Here is a 16,177-nt window from a genome sequence, read left to right on the forward strand (position 1 = left end):
CTAGGCCTCCCCCTCCCGGAGGGCGTCGGCCGGGCAGGGGGTCCTCTCCCGCCACATGTCGATCGCGGCCCCCCGCGAGTCGGCGCCGAGTTTGGCGTAGATGCGGTTCACATGGTTCTTCACGGTCTTCTCACTGAGGAACAGGTGCTGCGCGATCTGCCCGTTGGAGCGGCCCGTCGCGATCAGTTCCATGACCTCGGCCTCACGCCTGCTCAAACCCGCCGCGACGCTGGGTCCTGCGTCGAACGGGGCGTCGTCGACTCTCATCCGGCCTCCGTGGCTGCAAACACGGTCAGGTCGCCGAAACCCCCGGTTCTTACGGCGTAGCGATAGCAGCGAGCATAACCCGTAATATCCATTTTTAGGGGGTAAGTGAGGACCGGGAAATGCGGAACGGCCGGTCCCTGGGGACCGGCCGTTCTCGTGGGGTGAGTGAGGGGACTTGAACCCCCGGCATCTAGGACCACAACCTAGCGCTCTGCCAACTGAGCTACACCCACCATCGCCGCCGTGGCAGCACATGAAAAGTGTAGCGGTCTTTGGGAGTCGTTTCGTACCGGGTTTCGCGTGAACCGCTTAGGAGTCGCCGGTGGACACGTCCTCGGCCAGCCGCCGCGCGGCGGCGGAATCCGGGCCCGGCTGGGGTACGAAGACCGCCGCGCGGTAGTAGCGCAGCTCCCGGATGCTCTCGACGATGTCCGCGAGCGCCCGATGGCCGCCCTGCTTCTCGGGCGAGGCGAAGTAGACCCGCGGGTACCAGCGCCGGGCCAGTTCCTTCACCGAGGAGACGTCGATCATCCGGTAGTGCAGGAACGCGTCCACCGCGGGCATGTCCCGGGACAGGAAGGAGCGGTCCGTGGAGATGGAGTTCCCGCACAGCGGGGCCCTCTTCGGCTCCCTGACGTGCCCCTTGATGTAGTCGAGCACCAGGGACTCGGCCTCGGCCAGCGTGACCCCGCTCCCCAGCGCCTCCAGCAGGCCGGACGCGGTGTGCATCTCGCGTACCACGTCCGACATCTGCTCCAGGGACTCGGGCGGTGGCTTGATGACCACGTCCACCCCCTCGTCGAGCCGGTTGAGCTCGCCGTCGGTGACCACGCAGGCCACCTCGACGAGCGCGTCCCGGCCGAGGTCGAGCCCGGTCATCTCACAGTCGATCCAGACCAGCAGGTCACTCATAGCCCTCAGGGTAGTCCCCACTCTCACGACATCCTGAACGACTTGATCACCTTGTCGACGACCGAGGTGTCGAGATTGTCCGGTACGGAGATGTAGACCAGCGCCGGAGGCTCGTTCTGGCCCCGGTCGACGATCACGAACGCGGCCCGCTCGCTCTTCCACTTCCAGCCGTTGGCCTCGGCCTGATCGGAGAAGTCGAGATCGAACTCCAGCAACCAGGCGTCCCTGCCGTCCACCTTGATCGCCTTGTCCTCGATGATCTTCCGGGTGTGCGGGGGCGTGTAGAAGGCCGGTTCGATGATCTGCAGCAGCGTCGCGGCGGTCGCGCGCATGCCGGTGGTCCCCTGGTAGCCGTACGACGCGGGAAGCTCGGCGGTCATGACGTTGCCGAGCCAGTCACCGCCCTGGCCGTCGTAGTCCTCCTGGGCGACGGCCACGACCGCGCTGCTCCAGGTGAACCCGAGCCCGCCGCCCACGCTCGGCGGCACCTTCCAGGGCCCCTGCGGCACCTCGTACGACAGGCCGGTCACCGGATCCGTGACGCGCCCGTCCACGGCCTCGGGCAGCACGCCACCCCGGGAGGCCGACGGGCCCGGGCTCGGCTCCAGGCTGGGCTCCCGCGTCGCCGAGGGGGGCGGCGTGTACGGGGTGACGGACGGGCTCGTCACGTTCCTGTTGGACGGGTCGAGCAGGTACATCGCGGCGACCACCAGCACGACGATGAGGACCAGCACCCCGCCACCGCCCAGGATCCACGGGAGCGGGCCGCGCTTGCGCGGCGGCGGCCCCGCCGGGTAGGCCCCGAAGGGCGGCAGCGGCATCTGCGCGGTGCCGTTGGGCGGGCCGCCCCACGCCGGTCCCGGGGTGCCGCCCTGCGCCTGGTGCTGGACGGGCTGCCGGTTCCACGGTCCCCCGGGCCCGGCCTGCCCGGCGGGACCCGTCCCGTACGGCGCTCCCGGTGCTCCAGGTGCTCCCGGTGCTCCGGGCCCGCCCGGCCCCGCCCAGACGGGCCCGGGACCGGTTCCCCCCGGCCCGCCGGGTCCACTCGGCCCGCCCGGTCCACCAGGTCCGCCCGGCCCACCGGGTCCCGCCCAGACGGGCCCCGGCCCGGTGCCGCCCGGCCCCGGCATCGCGGGACCCTGCCCGCCCGACCCCGGCAGCGCGGGCCCCGGGCCGGTGGCTCCCGGTCCGGCCGGGCCTGCCGGCCCGGGGAACGGCCCGGTCCGCCCGGGGCCGGTGTGATGCTGCTGGGGGGAGGGGCCCGTCTGCGGCCCCTGGGGACCGTCCTGCCCGGCGGAGGCGTCCGCCTGATGGGTGGCGTCGGTCCACTGGCTACCGTCCCACCACCGCAGCAGCGGCGAGCCGTAGGGATCGGGATACCAGCCGGAGGGGATCTGCGTGGTCATGGCCGCCAGAGTAGTAAGAACGGCTTTGTGCCGCATTGTGGACCTTGCGGTCACTCGTCAACATTTATAGGTGAAACTGGCTTTGTCCTGGATCTTCCCGGTCGCGGGGGACGGGGAGAGCAGCAGCAGGGTGGCGGTTCCCCGGAAGTCCCCCTCGCCCTTGACCGTCCAGTCCAGGACCACCTCGTGCGAGGTCGTCCCGGCCGCGAGCCGGTCGTTCTGCACGATCGGCTTCCTGCGGTCGCTGCGTTTCCACTGGTAGCGGACCTCTCCCGCCGAGCCGTTGGTGGTCAGGACGCCGACGATGCGGATCTTGGCGTCGCACCTCTGCGTCCCCTTCGGGGCGCTGACGCTGACCCCTGTCACCTCCAGCGGCGTCACCGGGCCGCGGAGCAGCCAGAGCGCCAGTGCCGCCACGACCATCAGCGCGAGGATCGCCGAGGCGAGGACCGTACGGCCGCGACGCCGTCGTTCGCGAGGGGCCGCGACGGCCCTGAGCCGCTCGGCGGGGGGCTGGGTCTGCTGGAGGTCCCGGCCGGCCCGCCAGAGCTGGGCGGCCGTGGTCTCCGAGGGCACCCCCGGGCCGAACCGCATGACCACGTCCTCGCTCCGCTGTTCCGGGGGCGGTCGTTCCGAAGGCGGCGGGCCGTGCCGGTCCGTCTCGCCCGGGACGCGCAGCAGGGTGACGATCTCCCCCTCGTCCGGTACGGACACCGGATACTCGGGCGCCGGATATCCCGGCACCGGCTGGCCGGCCGCCGGATGCCCCGCCGCCCGATACCCGGGACCCGCCCGCCCGGACGCCGGGCGCCCGGCCTCCGGCGCCGACCAGAGGTGGAGGGTCTGTACGAGCCGGTCGCGGGTGGCGAACCCGGCCGGCAGCACCTCACGTCCGGCGACCAGGGCGTCGCGGGCGGGGGCGAGCCCGCGGGCGGAGGCCCTGGCCGCCACCCGCTCCAGCAGCCGGGCTCCCTCCGGGTCGTCCGCGGCCCAGCCGGCGGCCAGCCCGCGGGCGAGCGACGCCCAGGCCGCCACGTCCCGCTCCGGCAGGGACGGCCTGCCGGACAGCGCGTCGGCCAGACCCCGCTTCGCGAGCAGCGCCGACCCGTCCGAGGCGATCACCACGGTTCCCGGGTGGAACTCGCCGTGGGACAGGCCGGCGGCGTGCAGGGCCAGCAGCGCCTGCGCCGTCTCCACCAGCACGGTGGCCGCGCTGCCCGCGTCGGGAGCCGGTGCCCCCGGCACGCCGGACAGCAGGTCGCCCAGCGTCGGCACGACCGGCAGGGACGTGATCAGCCACACCTCGCCCCGGGCCATGAGGAGGTCGGCGACCGGGACCAGGCCGTTCGGGCCGCCCTGCGCGAGCCTGCGGTCGGCGACCACGGCCGCGACCAGCCGCTCACGCGCCGCGGGGTCGGCGACCGTCCGCGGGTCGAACCTGAGCGCGCTCCCCGGCCTCCCGTCGGCCGAGACGACCGACGACCAGACCCCCACGTCGTCGGCCCAGGTGCGACCGGTCAGCCGGAAGCCGCCGAGGTCTCCCCGGTCGCCGCTCATGATCGTGCTGGTCTCCCGCCTACCGGCGTCTCCGGTGCCGTCCCGCCATGCCACGTCCTACCACCAGTGTGAACGGTACGGCGCCGCTCGTCACCAGGCCCAGCGCGAGGAACGCCGCCGGTGCCGTCTCGACCGGTGAGGGCGAGGAGGTGAGCCCGACACCTCCGGTGGGGGTGGCGGTCGTCGTCGTGGGGTCGGGACTGGAGCCGCCGGTCTCGGTGGGGGTGCTCGTCGGCTGTGTCCGGGTCGGGGAGTTCGTCGGGCGGGGCGAGTCCGGCGTGGCGGACGGCTGCCTGGTCGTCGGCGTGCCCGGGCCGGGGTCGCCCAGGGTGGCGTCCTCCTCCGGCGTGGGCTCCTCCTCCGGGGCGGGCGCGGCGGTCGGCCGGGTGGTCGCCCGCCTGGTCGGGCGGGTGGTGGGCCGGGTCGTCGGGCGGGCGGTGGGCGTCGCCGACGGGCCGGTGGTGGTGGCCGGTTCGGTGACCGGCGGCAGGGCCGCGGTGGAGGTGGTGCTCGGGGACGGCGTCGGATCGGCCGTGTCCTCGGCCGGAGGCTCCTCGGCCGGCTCCTCGGTCTCCTCGGCCGGAACGACCGTCTCGGCCGGGGACGGGCTCTGCGTCGTGACGGAACTCTGCGACTTGACCTCGGTGGGGTCGCCCGAGCGCACCAGGAACGTGGCCAGCCCGCCGATCACCGCCACGCAGCCGACCCCGACGAGGATCTTCACGCCCAGCCTGCGGATCGAGGAGGACCCCTCCGAGCGGTCGGCGTCGTCGTAGTCGCGGTCGTGATCGTCGTCGCCGAGCTCGGTCATGGCCAGCGAGGAGTCGACGCCCGGGGACGGCGGGGCGTCCAGCGGGAACAGCGCCGCCAGCAGCCCGGCCATCGCGGCCAGGCGGTGCCGGCCGCGCTCCTGCCAGTCCGGCCCGTACGACTCGGCGGCCACGGCCTCCAGCTCGGTCAGGAAGGCGGCGGCGGTCGGCGGCCGGTCGGCGGGGTGCTTGGCCAGGCCGCGCTCGACCAGGCCGCGCAGGCCCGGGGGCACCTCCTCGATCGGAGGGGGCGCGGTCTGGTGCTGGCGGGCCAGCGCGGCGATGTTCGTGGCCCGGTAGGGCCGGGTGCCGGTGAGGCACTCGAAGAACACCACGGTGGCCGCGTAGACGTCGGTGGCGGGCCCCGCGGGCCCGCCCATCCACTGCTCGGGCGCCATGTACGGCGGCGTCCCGGCCGGGAGGTCGTCGTCGCCCGAACGGACCGCGATGCCGAAGTCGACGAGCTTGCTCGCCCCGTCGGCCTCCACCATCACGTTCTCGGGCTTGAAGTCGCGGTGCACCACCCGCGCGGAGTGCGCGGCGGCCAGCCCCAGGAGCGAGCCCTTGAGCACGACCAGCGCCGCCTCCGGGCCGGTCGGCCCCTCCGAGCGCAGCAGCGCCCGCAGGGCGACCCCGTCGACCAGCTCCATGACGATGGCGGCGCCCTCGCCGGTCTCGACGTAGTCGTAGAGCCGGACCGAGTGCGGGCTGGTCAGCGAGTTGAGCACCCGGGCCTCGTGCCGGAAGCGCGCGACGAAACCGACGTCGCTCCTGAGCTCCTCGGAAAGGTACTTGATGGCCACCATGACGCCGTCGGCGTCGTGACGCGCCATCACCACGCGCCCGGTGGCACCGGCCCCCAGCTCGCGGATCTCGGTATACCCCGGGACTCGCCATGCCGATGGCGTGCCGTACATAACGGTCTCCTCAGTCGTCGGGCCCCCCCACCCTCAACAGACGGACCGCAGCTTAGCCACATATAAACATCTTCCACGCCTTATTTACGAATCATTCTCATGGCCACCTCATGGCCGCGACGCCCGGCGATCAGCCGGTGGAGCCCGCGGGCCCCGTCCTCGCTGGGGAGACGACCGAGACCACGGGTCCGGGTCTCGCGTCGCCGGTGGCGCGCGGCCGGGAGGTGGACCGCGACTCCACGGCCGGGCGCGCGGCGGGGGTGAGCGCGGCCCCGGGGACGGCGCGGGTCGTGCGGCCGGCCGCCGGTTCCGGGACGGGATCGGGAACGGGGGAGGTGACCGGGGCCGGTCTCGGCCTGCGCGCCGGCCCGGCGCAGGCGGGCACGATGCCGCTCGCGGTGCTCGTGACCCCCGAGGGCAGGCCGGTCGCCACCACGCTCCAGGCGGTCCCGCACACCGACCTCGGGAGGGTGAGCGCGACGGCGGGGGCGTAGTCCGTCGCCCCGGACAGCGGCACGACGGTCCTGCGCACGGCCCGGCCCGCGCGCAGGACCACGCGCAGCCGCACCGCGCGGGTGTCCGCGGCCCGTACCGAGACCGAGATCGACGCCGCACCCCGCGCGTCGACGCCCGCCCGCAGGATCTGCACCCGGCGTACCCGCGCCCGGGACGACCCCGGGGCCGCCGGGGTCGGCGTGGCCGTCGGCGGTGCCGGTGAGGAGGTCGCCGCGGGCGTCCGCGAGGGCCTCGGGGAGGCGGGCGGCGAGGTGGTCGTCCCGCCCGTCGGGGCCGGGGTGCCGGTCCTCCCGGTGGGGGCGCCGGGCGAGGGCGGCGCGGAGGAGGGGAGCGGCCCCGCCGAGGTGGTGGCCCCGGTGGGGCCGAGGGGACCCGCCGAGGGCGTGACCGGGGAGGTGACAGGGGCCGAGGGCGACCCCGGCCCGCCGGAGGGCCCCGCGGTGGACGGCGAGGGGAGCAGACGGCCGCGCGCGAGCGGGGAGGACGACGCGGGAGGGGCCGCGGCGGGCGCGGCCGCCTGACGGGGCCGGGCCGGCCGGTCGGAGGCCAGCGCGTACACCCCGGCGCCGCCCACCACCAGCGCCAGGACGGCGGCGCCGGCCGCCGCACCGGCGGGCCTGCGCCGGAGCGAGTCCAGCACGGTGCGGAACAGCGTGGTCCCGGCCGACGGCGCCGGAGGGTCCGCCCCGAGCAGCGCCGGGAACAGCAGCGCCAGCGCGGCCAGCCGGGACCGGCCGCGCTCCTCCCACTCCTCGCCGTAGCCGGCGGTCGCGACGCGCTCCAGCTCGGCGACGAACTCCCGGGCACCGGCCGGCCGGTCCCGGGGGTCCTTGGCCATGCCCCTGGCGACCAGCTCCCTGACCTGCTCGGGCACCTCGTCCACCGGGATCGGCGCGGTCAGGTGCCGGTGCATCAGCACCACCCGCTCACCGGCCCGGTAGGGGCGGTGCCCGGTCAGGCACTCGAAGAAGACGGCCGTGGCGGCGTAGACGTCCGAGGCGGGGGAGGCCGGCCCGCCCGTCCACCGCTCGGGCGCCATGTACGGCGGGGTGCCGGCCGCCGGGGCGCCCTGCCCCGCCCGCACCGCGATGCCGAAGTCGACGAGCTTGCTGACCCCGTCGCGCCGGACGAGCACGTTCTCCGGCTTGTAGTCGCGGTGCACCAGCCCGGCCCCGTGCGCCGCGGCCAGCCCCAGGAGCGAGCCCTTCAGCACGGCCAGCGCCGCCTCGGGCCCCGTCGAGCCGTGCTCGCGCAGGATCGCGCGCAGACTGGCGCCGTCCACGGCCTCCATGACGATGGCGGCCCCGCGGGGGGTCTCCACGTACTCGTACAGCCGGGTCACGTTCTCGTCGGCCAGCTCCACCAGCAGCCTGGCCTCCTCGCGGAAGCCCGCCAGGAAGCCCGGTTCGTCCCGGAGGCGCTCGGACAGGTACTTCACGGCCACCCGGGTGCCCGACTCGTCGTGGCGGGCGAGGACCACCCGCCCGCCGCCGCCCGCGCCGAGCGCGCGCAGCTCGGTGTAGCCGGGCGGTGTCCAGCCGCTGGCCGTCATGACGCCTCCAGGGTCCGCGGGGCCGGATGCGGCCCTCACAGATGGGAGACGCGTGACGCACGGGGCCGGTTGGCCGCCGTCCCTTACCGAACGGGTATGGTTCGGGACGCCACGTGATCGGGGACGGGCAGGTCGGCCGTCATCGCCGGATCGGGTTCCGGTGTCCCCCAGGACTGGTGGAGCGGCAGGACCCCGGCCCAGATCGGCAGCGCGTAGTCCTCCTCCTCGTCCAGCGGCGGGCCCTGGCGCACCTTGACCGACGCCTCGGAGAGCGACAGGGCCAGCACCGCGGTCGCGGCGAGCTCCTTGGGGGTCGGCTTGCGGGTGGCGTCCCAGCGGCCCGGGGCGAGCTGCTCGGTGATCGCCCGCAACGCGGCCAGCCGCTCCTCGGCGTCCTTCACCCGGCGGGGACGGCCGTAGATCATGGCGCAGCGGTAGTTCATCGAGTGGTTGAAGGACGAGCGGGCCAGCACGATGCCGTCCAGGTGGGTCACGGTGACGCAGACCTCCCCCTCCGCCCGCAGCGAGGTGGCCCCGGTCGAACCGTGCAGGTAGAGGGTGTCGTCGATCCGGCCGTAACCGGTCGGGACGACCATCGGGACGCCTCCGGCCACGACGCCCAGGTGGCAGACCAGCCCGGCGTCGAGCACCGCGTACAGGTCCTCGCGACCGGTGCGGCTCCTGTCCTTGGCGCGGCCGAGGGTGGTGCGGGGAGTCGTAGAGAGCATGGCACTACCCTAGGAAGAAGTGGACATGGACACCATGTCCACTCTCGTGCGCTTACAGGAGACCACTTTGCCACGCCCCGCCGTCGACCTGCCCGTGTCCCTGGACCGCGACGCCGGCAGGCCGCTCGCCGTCCAGCTGGGCGACAGCCTCAGGGCCGCCATGCGCGGGGGCGCCCTCGTGTCGGGGGAGCGCCTGCCCTCCAGCCGTGCCCTCGCCCGCCAGCTCGGGGTCAGCCGCACCGTCGTCACCGAGGCCTACCAGCAGCTGTACGCCGAGGGCTGGCTCGACGGCCGGCACGGCTCCGGCACCTACGTGGCGGACGTGATCGTGCCCGCGGCGCCGGTGCCCCCGGCGTCCCCGGGAGTGCTGTCGTCCCCGGTGTCCCCGGTGTCCCCAGTGTCCTCGGTGTCCCCGGCGGGGGATCGCCGCGACGGCCACCGGGGGGTCGCGGAGGCGGTGCCGCCCCCCGGGGACGGGCGCGCCGCCCGGTCCTCGCGGCGGCAGGCCGCACCCCGGACGGGCGAGGGACGCGTGATCGACCTGCGTCCCGGCATGCCGTGGGTCCACGACTACGACAGGGCCGCCTGGCGCCGGGCCTGGCGCGGTGCGGCCGACCTTCCTCCGGCGGTCGACCCCGACCAGCGCGGCCTGCCCCGGCTCCGCGAGGCCCTGGCCGAGCACCTGCGCAGGACCAGGGCCATCCCGGTCGGGCCGTCGAGCGTCATGGTCACCCGGGGCACCGGAAACGGGCTCGACCTGATCGCGGCCACCCTGCTGCGGCCCGGTGACCGGGCCGGTGTCGAGGAACCCGGCTACCGCGTCGCCAGGAACGCCTTCGCCGGGCGGGGCGCGCGGGTGGTGCCCTGCCCGGTCGACGACGACGGCGTGATCGTGGAGGCCCTCCCGGACGACCTGCGCCTGCTCTACACCACCCCGGCCCACCAGTACCCGCTCGGCGGGCGCCTGCCCGTCGCGCGCCGGGAGCGGCTGCTGGCCTGGGCCCGCCGTACCGGCGCGATCGTGGTGGAGGACGACTACGACGCCGAGTTCCGCTACGACGTCGCCCCGCTGCCCGCCCTGTACGGCCTCGACCCCGGGCGGGTGGTGCTGCTGGGCAGCCTGAGCAAGGCGCTGACCCCCGACATCGGCGTCGGCTGGCTGGTCGCCTCACCGGAGCTGGTCGAGGCCGTCGCCGTCACCCGGGACGACCTGGCCGACCGGACCGGCGGCGCGGCCCAGCAGGCGGTGTCGATCCTGCTGGAGCGGGGGGACCTGAACCGTCACCTGCGCCGGATGCGGCTGGAGTACGCGCGCCGCCGCGCCACGGTCGTCGACGTCCTCGGGCCGGGGCTGACCGGCGAGACCGCGGGCCTGCACGTCCTGGTGGAGCTGCCGGAGCACGTGGTCGCCCCCCTGGTCGAGGCCGCCGCCGCCCACGGCGTGCTGCTGGACTCGCTGGAACGCCACTACCACGGGCCGCCGCTGCGGCACGGCCTGGTCATCGGCTACGGCGCGGAGTCCCCGGCGGAGATCCGGCGGGGCCTGTCACTGGTCGCGGAACTCGCGGAAGAACTGGCGGAACGGGCGGAGCCGGCCGGACCCGTGGGACGTACCGGACGCGCGGTGGTGCCGGGACGCGCCGGTCCCACGAGACTCGCGGGGCCCACGGAGCTCGCGGAGCTCGCGGGGCGGGCCGGGCCCGGTGGGAACGTTCCCACCCCGCGATGAGCGTCGTCAGGACTGCAGCGACGTCCGAAGCCTGCCGTAGGTCTTCAAGGCGCGGTCGGCGGTCGTGCGCAGCAGCGGGTTCGCCAGGACCGTGCCGCGCGCCTTGCGCACCGGCACCCGGAGCATCCAGTGCACCCCGGCACCGGCGCTCATCCGGGCGACACGGCCCTCGGCGACCTCGTACTCGCCGTTCTTGAGCTTTTCTTTGTACTCCTTCTCGCCACGGCCCATGTCGATCACCCGGATCCCGGCCTCGGCCGCCTTCTCGGCCATGGCCAGGTGGTGGATCAGGCCGGGGGAGTACTTCGCGAACGAGGTGTCGTAGGCGGGGAACCAGCCGGCGAGCGTGGTGGCGGTGCGCAGCCCGAAGTGCCCGGCGACCGGCTTCCCGTCCACGTACAGCATGTCCAGGACCCCGCCGAAGTGCTCGGTGTCGGTGGCGAGCAGCCGCTCGACCAGCTCCACGATCCAGGGCTTGGCGAACCGGTCGCTGCGGCCGGTGCGGCGGTACTGCTCGGTCTTCCAGCCGAGCAGGGTGCGCAGCGGCGCCAGGTCGGTGACGGCGTAGTCGTGCCGGAGCGGGCCGACGTCGCGCTGGAGCTTGCGGCTCTTGTAGGCCGTCGAGCGGTACGTCTTGCCGGAGCGCACCTTGATCGTCTCGACGTACGCCTCGAAGCCGTCGCGCAGGTCGATGATGGGCGAGGGGTGCCGCTCGTGTCCGGGCAGCAGCAGCGGCTGACCGGCGATCAGATGGTCGAACTCGAAGACGGCCAGGCCGCAGGCCCTGATCAGCGCCTGCGGGTCGATCTCCACGTCCTTGGAGTGGATCAGCCCCTGGGCGTCGGTCAGGCCCGCGGCCACCGGCATGCCGATGCCCAGCGGATGACGTTCGAAGGGGAAGAACCCCACCGTGTCCGGCCCGTCGTGCAGGACCGCCACCCGGACGCGCTCCTGCAGGGCGCCGACGGTGACGGTGAACTCGGGAGAAAGGAACGGGCTGTCGAAGGCCGGGTCGGCCCCCTGCAGTGTCCGCCACCGGTCGATGTCGGCCGGTCCGAGATCACGGGGCTGAACGATTGAGACGCGCATGAGCTCCTACTGGGGTGTGCGGGTTCCCCTACGTCATCCTGAGAAGGATGCCGTAAGCCCAAGCATGCGGGTAGGCACGTAATGTAACGATAAAGGACGCGCCGCATGGTGAAGGCCCGGGGGAAGGCAACGTTTCGGGATCTCATTGTGCGGGCCCGGCTGGCGCGGCTCGCCCGAGTGGCGTTCTAATTGGTGGCCATGAGCACCCCTGGCATCGACCGGTCCCGTCTCGTCGGATGGATGGCGGCCAACGTCCCCGACGCCGGGGAACCGGCCGGGATCTCCCTGATCGCCGGGGGCAGGTCGAACCTGACGTACGTCGTCGAGACCCCCGCCCGCCGCCTGGTGCTCCGCCGGCCCCCGCTGGGACACGTGCTGCCGACCGCCCACGACATGAGGCGGGAGTGGCGGGTGATCTCGGCGCTCGCGCCGACCGGCGTCCCGGTGCCCGAGCCGGTCGCCTTCTGCGCCGACCCCGACGTGATCGGCGCGCCGTTCTACCTGATGGCGCACGTGGACGGCGCGGCCGTACGGAGCCGCCAGGACGTCCGGGATCTCGGACCAGAACAGACCCGGAGGCTGTCGGAGCGGCTGGCCGAGGTGCTCGCCGCGATCCACGCGGTCGACTACGAGCGGGCCGGTCTGGCCGATTTCGGCCGGCCCGAGGGGTACATGGCCCGCCAGCTGGAGCGCTGGGGACAGCAGTGGGAGCGGTCGAGGACCGCCGAGTCGCCCGCCTACGACCGGCTGGTGGCCCGGCTGCGCGAGCGGCTGCCCGCGCGCTCGGCCTCGACGCTGGTGCACGGCGACTACCGGCTCGACAACACGCTCGTACGGCTCTCGCCCGACCCGGAGATCCTCGCCGTCGTCGACTGGGAGATGTCCACCCTCGGCGACCCGCTGGCCGATCTCGGCCTCACCCTGACCTACTGGCACGACCCCGGCGACGAGGAACGGGCCTCGATCCCGGTCGCCGGGGACGTCACCGTGGCCCCGGGCTTCCTCACCGCCCGCGAGTTCGCCGCCCACTACGCCCGGGTCTCCGGGGCCGACCTGACCGACCTGGACTTCTACGTCGCCTTCGGCAACTACAAGCTCGCCGTCATCGTGGAGGGCATCCACGCCAGGTTCAGGCAGGGCAAGACCGTCGGCGAGGGATTCGAGAACATCGGCGCCGCCGTCCCCACCCTCCTCGACCGGGCCCTGCGGGTCCTGGAGGGCTGACCCGCGCGCCGGGCGTCCCGTTCGATCACCGGCACGGCGCCGACCGGCGGATCCACGGTCCGCGGGCACCTACGGTAGAAGTTTCAAGCGTCGCGCAAGCGGCTCTGGATACGCTGGTGAGACGGTCGGTAACGCTTACCTGTGAACCGGTCCCGGGGGCCGTCACGACCGCCGCCACCGTGGAACGCTACATTCGTTGACCTGCGAGGATCGAGGAACCGGTGATACCGACTAGCGGACGGCACCAGCGACGGCGCCCGGCCTGGCCGGTCGCACTGGGGGCGTTGGTCGTGACGGTGGTGCTCGTGGTGAGCATCATCACCCTGGCGGCCAGGCCCGACGTGCCCCGCGGGCAGAAGATGACCATCCCCCCGTCACAGGCGGCCCCGACGCTGGAGCAGCCCCCCACCGTCGAGCAGTGGCCGCGCTGGGGCATCACCCATACGCAGTTCAGCGCCGACAACGCGAGCCGCAGGGTCGCCGACGCGGCCTCGCACGTCCTCGGCCGGGTGCCGTTCCTGCAGAACCAGCACATCATGGGCTGGGGCGCCGGGAACCCCGAGCCCGCGCCGGGCAAGAACGACTTCCGCGACCTGGACCGCCGCATCATGTTCATGGCCGGTTCCAAGGCCCTTCCGATCATCACGCTCTGCTGCTCGCCCGACTGGATGAAGGGCGGCACCAGCGGCCGGACCGACTGGTCGCAGCTGGAGACCGCGCCGCTGCGCGAGCACTTCGACGACTACGCCGAGCTCGCCGCGACCGTGGCCAGGCGTTACCCCACGGTCAAGCACTTCATGGTGTGGAACGAGCTGAAGGGTTTCTGGAACCCGGCCCAGAACCGGTGGGACATCGAGGGCTACACCGACTTCTACAACAAGGTCTACACGGCGCTCAAGGCCGTCGACGAGGACATCCAGGTCGGCGGCCCGTACGTGTCGGTGGGCAGCAGCAGCACCGTCGCCGCCGGAGCGGAGCTCCAGGGCCCCTGGGGCAGCATCGACCAGCGCGACCTGGAGGCGATCCAGTACTGGATCCAGAACAAGAAGGGCGCCGACTTCATCGTGGTGGACGGCGCCTCGGTCACCAAGGAGGCCGGGGCCTACCCCGACGAGTTCACCGCCCTCGGCAAGTTCGGCGTCCTCAGCACCTGGCTGCGGCAGAAGAGCGGCGGCCTGCCGGTCTGGTGGGCCGAGTGGTACGTCGAGCCCAACAGCAGGGACTGGACCGAGGAGCGCCGGATCGCCGTCCAGACGGCCGCGATGATGGAGTTCGCCACCAGCGGCGTCACCACCTCGCTCTACTGGAACCCCCAGCTCAAGTCCGCCGGTGGCGACGAGCCCTGCCCGGGCTGCCTCTGGCATCCCGACACCGGCGCCGAGCTGCCCATGGCGGGCGTCCTGAGCGGTTTCGCCAAGTGGTTCCCGCTCGGGGTCACGCTGCAGGCGGTCGCCTCCTCCGACCCGAGGGTGCGCGTCCTGGCCCAGGAGCGTCAGCTCGTGATGGTCAACACCGCGAACGCGGCCGTGAACACCGTCGTGGACGGCAGGCAGGTGCAGCTGAGGCCGTACGAGGTCAGGTGGAGCGAGCGCGCCGTGGCCTGACGGCCGTCCGGTCCTGCGAGTACGGCCGTTCGGCCGGTCGTCCGGTTTTCCCGGGATCCCGTCAGGTCCTGCGGGTACGGTCGTCCGGCCGCCGGGACACTACGATCACCAGGATGAGAATCGACCTGGTCACGATCGTCGTGGACGACTACGACCCGGCCGTCGCGTTCTTCGTCGAGGCCCTGGGGTTCGATCTCGTCGAGGACTCGCCCTCGCTGACGAACGACGGCCGTCCGAAGCGCTGGGTCGTCGTCCGCCCTCCCGGCGGGGAGACCGGCATCCTGCTGGCCCGTGCGGACGGCGCGCACCAGGCCGCCGTCGTCGGGAACCAGATCGCCGGCCGGGTGGGCTTCTTCCTGCGGGTGGACGACTTCGACGCGGCCCACGCGCGGATGACGGCGGCCGGGGTCGAGTTCGTGACCGTGCCGCGCACCGAGCCCTACGGGCGGATCGCGGTCTTCACCGACATCGCCGGGAACCGCTGGGACCTGCTCGGCCCCGCCTGAGCCCTCACCCGGTTCCCCGGCCGTCGTCCGGTGCGGAGGGTGGCCCGAGGATCGGGGAGACCGGCGGGCGGCCGGGCCGGCGCCAGTTGGTGAACCAGCGCAGCAGCCACTCCGTCGGCCCGTACCGGTGCCGTCGCAGCCACCACCGGCTCCATACGGCCTGGACGGCGAAGACCGCGACGCCGATCGACACCGCAGGGAACGGGCCGAGCCGGTCCACCAGGCTCAGCCCGTACCCGGTGAAGATCAGTGAGCCGACCAGCGACTGCCCCAGGTAGTTCGTCAGCGCCAGCCTGCCCGGGGGTGCGAGGAGATCGTTCAGGCGCTGCCTGTGCGGGAGCAGCCGCAGCAGGGTGGCGGCGTAGGCCGCGGCCAGCAGCGGCGCGGTGACCAGGTTCACCGACTGCCCGACCATGTGGTACGCGTGCCCCCCGCCCGACCAGGTGGAGTGCGCGTAGACCAGGGCCCCGGCGAACCCCGCGGTGAACCCCGCCCACTGCAGCCGCCGCAGCGCGGTCGCGTACCCCGACAGGTCGGAGAGCAGCCTCAGCTTGCCCAGGGCCATCCCGACCAGGCAGGCGGCGAGCACCGTGGGCCCCTGGAAGAAGACCCGCAGCAGCAGGATCTTGGCCAGCCGGTGCAGGTGCTCACCGATGATCATGGATGCGGAGCCGTGCAGGGCACGGTCGGACAGGGCCGCCTCGGCGGCGTTCTCGGAGACCGCCCCTGAGGCGTCGGCACCCAGCATCGCCAGCCCGGCCAGCAGCAGCACGCCCGCGGCGAGTGCGACCGTCAGCGCCACCGCCGCGATCACCGCGGTACGCGGGGTGATCCGCCGCACCACCAGCAGGACCAGCCCCACCACCGCGTACGTGGCCAGGATGTCACCGGGGAACAGCAGGACGCCGTGGGCGACGCCAAGCAGCAGGAGCCCTCCCAGGCGGCGCAGGAACCGGGGTGCGAACGCCGTCCCGGCCCGGTCGGCCGAGTCGACCTGGAGGGTGAAGCTGTAGCCGAACAGGAACGCGAAGAGCAGATAGAACTTGTTCTCGAAGAGCACCGAGACGAACCAGCGCGTCCCCCAGTCCAGCGGGGTGGAGAACATCGGCGCGGCCAGCCCCGCCATCCGGTACCCCGAGGCCAGGTAGGTCATGTTGACCACCACGATGCCGAAGAGCGCGAAGCCGCGGAGCGCGTCGACCGCCTCGATCCGGCGTCCCGAGGCCCGTGCCGGGGCTCCCGCCCCGCCGCCACGGGGTTCCCCTGCGAGCATCCGATTCGTCCTTCGTGCGTTCCGGGACGCGAGTCCTCCCTGCGAAACGTGCCCAGTATGGCCCGGGACGGCCGCGGGCCGGAGGACC

General features: G+C 73.6%; 13 protein-coding genes and 1 tRNA gene. 4 read left to right on the forward strand and 10 right to left on the reverse strand.

Going from position 1 to position 16,177, the window contains the following annotated elements; all coding sequences use genetic code 11:
* The 8 genes from ABD832_RS15900 to ABD832_RS15935 form a co-directional block, all read right to left on the reverse strand.
* Complete coding sequence (locus tag ABD832_RS15900) at window positions 1–267, reverse strand: helix-turn-helix domain-containing protein (protein WP_344895094.1); 267 nt, start codon at window positions 265–267, stop codon at window positions 1–3.
* 157 nt (window positions 268–424) lie between these two features.
* Window positions 425–500: transfer RNA gene (locus ABD832_RS15905), tRNA-His, on the reverse strand.
* A 76-nt stretch (window positions 501–576) separates the two neighbouring features.
* The gene (gene orn, locus ABD832_RS15910) at window positions 577–1,179 is read right to left on the reverse strand and encodes an oligoribonuclease (protein WP_344895097.1); all 603 of its coding nucleotides are present in this window, start codon (window positions 1,177–1,179) and stop codon (window positions 577–579) included.
* A 23-nt stretch (window positions 1,180–1,202) separates the two neighbouring features.
* The gene (locus ABD832_RS15915; RefSeq protein ID WP_344895100.1) at window positions 1,203–2,585 is read right to left on the reverse strand and encodes a DUF2510 domain-containing protein; all 1,383 of its coding nucleotides are present in this window, start codon (window positions 2,583–2,585) and stop codon (window positions 1,203–1,205) included.
* A gap of 57 nt (window positions 2,586–2,642) precedes the next feature.
* Window positions 2,643–4,196 carry a protein kinase family protein gene (locus tag ABD832_RS15920; RefSeq protein WP_344895103.1) on the reverse strand — a complete coding sequence of 518 codons (1,554 nt, stop codon included), beginning with the start codon at window positions 4,194–4,196 and terminating at the stop codon, window positions 2,643–2,645.
* Window positions 4,162–5,868 carry a serine/threonine-protein kinase gene (locus ABD832_RS15925; RefSeq protein WP_344895106.1) on the reverse strand — a complete coding sequence of 569 codons (1,707 nt, stop codon included), beginning with the start codon at window positions 5,866–5,868 and terminating at the stop codon, window positions 4,162–4,164. Before ABD832_RS15925 ends, ABD832_RS15920 begins: the two co-directional genes overlap by 35 nt.
* Before the next feature lie 130 nt (window positions 5,869–5,998).
* Window positions 5,999–7,936, reverse strand: coding sequence for a serine/threonine-protein kinase (locus ABD832_RS15930; protein ID WP_344895109.1), 1,938 nt, complete (start codon window positions 7,934–7,936; stop codon window positions 5,999–6,001).
* Between the two features lie 83 nt (window positions 7,937–8,019).
* Window positions 8,020–8,664, reverse strand: coding sequence for a pyridoxamine 5'-phosphate oxidase family protein (locus ABD832_RS15935; protein ID WP_344895112.1), 645 nt, complete (start codon window positions 8,662–8,664; stop codon window positions 8,020–8,022).
* A gap of 67 nt (window positions 8,665–8,731) precedes the next feature.
* On the opposite strand from ABD832_RS15935, the gene pdxR reads away from it, so the two are divergent.
* Entirely contained in the window at window positions 8,732–10,393 is a 1,662-nt protein-coding gene (gene pdxR / locus ABD832_RS15940; protein ID WP_344895115.1) for a MocR-like pyridoxine biosynthesis transcription factor PdxR, read from the forward strand.
* Between the two features lie 6 nt (window positions 10,394–10,399).
* On the opposite strand, the gene ABD832_RS15945 is transcribed toward pdxR, so the two are convergent.
* A complete protein-coding gene (locus ABD832_RS15945) occupies window positions 10,400–11,482 on the reverse strand; it encodes a GNAT family N-acetyltransferase (RefSeq protein WP_344895118.1) in 1,083 nt (360 codons plus the stop codon).
* Between the two features lie 198 nt (window positions 11,483–11,680).
* Between ABD832_RS15945 and ABD832_RS15950 the strand changes: the two genes are divergently transcribed.
* The 3 genes from ABD832_RS15950 (at window position 11,681) to ABD832_RS15960 (ending at window position 14,816) form a co-directional block, all read left to right on the forward strand.
* Entirely contained in the window at window positions 11,681–12,706 is a 1,026-nt protein-coding gene (locus ABD832_RS15950) for a phosphotransferase family protein (RefSeq protein ID WP_344895121.1), read from the forward strand.
* 308 nt (window positions 12,707–13,014) lie between these two features.
* The gene (locus tag ABD832_RS15955) at window positions 13,015–14,310 is read left to right on the forward strand and encodes a GH39 family glycosyl hydrolase (protein WP_344895124.1); all 1,296 of its coding nucleotides are present in this window, start codon (window positions 13,015–13,017) and stop codon (window positions 14,308–14,310) included.
* 113 nt (window positions 14,311–14,423) lie between these two features.
* The gene (locus tag ABD832_RS15960) at window positions 14,424–14,816 is read left to right on the forward strand and encodes a VOC family protein (RefSeq protein ID WP_344895127.1); all 393 of its coding nucleotides are present in this window, start codon (window positions 14,424–14,426) and stop codon (window positions 14,814–14,816) included.
* A gap of 4 nt (window positions 14,817–14,820) precedes the next feature.
* On the opposite strand, the gene ABD832_RS15965 is transcribed toward ABD832_RS15960, so the two are convergent.
* Window positions 14,821–16,089: a DUF418 domain-containing protein gene (locus tag ABD832_RS15965; RefSeq protein ID WP_344895130.1), complete on the reverse strand. Its 1,269-nt coding sequence runs from the start codon at window positions 16,087–16,089 to the stop codon at window positions 14,821–14,823.
* Window positions 16,090–16,177: the final 88 nt, after the last annotated feature.

The organism is Streptosporangium longisporum (assembly GCF_039534895.1).
Taxonomy (GTDB): domain Bacteria; phylum Actinomycetota; class Actinomycetes; order Streptosporangiales; family Streptosporangiaceae; genus Streptosporangium; species Streptosporangium longisporum.

What these genes read in the sequence shown, in the direction of transcription:
- ABD832_RS15965 (WP_344895130.1), bottom strand. Translation starts at nt 16,089, where the DNA reads ATGCTCGCAGGGGAACCCCGTGGCGGCGGGGCGGGAGCCCCGGCACGG.
- ABD832_RS15930 (WP_344895109.1), bottom strand. Translation starts at nt 7,936, where the DNA reads ATGACGGCCAGCGGCTGGACACCGCCCGGCTACACCGAGCTGCGCGCG.
- ABD832_RS15915 (WP_344895100.1), bottom strand. Translation starts at nt 2,585, where the DNA reads ATGACCACGCAGATCCCCTCCGGCTGGTATCCCGATCCCTACGGCTCG.
- orn (WP_344895097.1), bottom strand. Translation starts at nt 1,179, where the DNA reads ATGAGTGACCTGCTGGTCTGGATCGACTGTGAGATGACCGGGCTCGAC.
- ABD832_RS15935 (WP_344895112.1), bottom strand. Translation starts at nt 8,664, where the DNA reads ATGCTCTCTACGACTCCCCGCACCACCCTCGGCCGCGCCAAGGACAGG.
- ABD832_RS15945 (WP_344895118.1), bottom strand. Translation starts at nt 11,482, where the DNA reads ATGCGCGTCTCAATCGTTCAGCCCCGTGATCTCGGACCGGCCGACATC.
- ABD832_RS15960 (WP_344895127.1), top strand. Translation starts at nt 14,424, where the DNA reads ATGAGAATCGACCTGGTCACGATCGTCGTGGACGACTACGACCCGGCC.
- ABD832_RS15950 (WP_344895121.1), top strand. Translation starts at nt 11,681, where the DNA reads ATGAGCACCCCTGGCATCGACCGGTCCCGTCTCGTCGGATGGATGGCG.
- ABD832_RS15900 (WP_344895094.1), bottom strand. Translation starts at nt 267, where the DNA reads ATGAGAGTCGACGACGCCCCGTTCGACGCAGGACCCAGCGTCGCGGCG.
- ABD832_RS15925 (WP_344895106.1), bottom strand. Translation starts at nt 5,868, where the DNA reads ATGTACGGCACGCCATCGGCATGGCGAGTCCCGGGGTATACCGAGATC.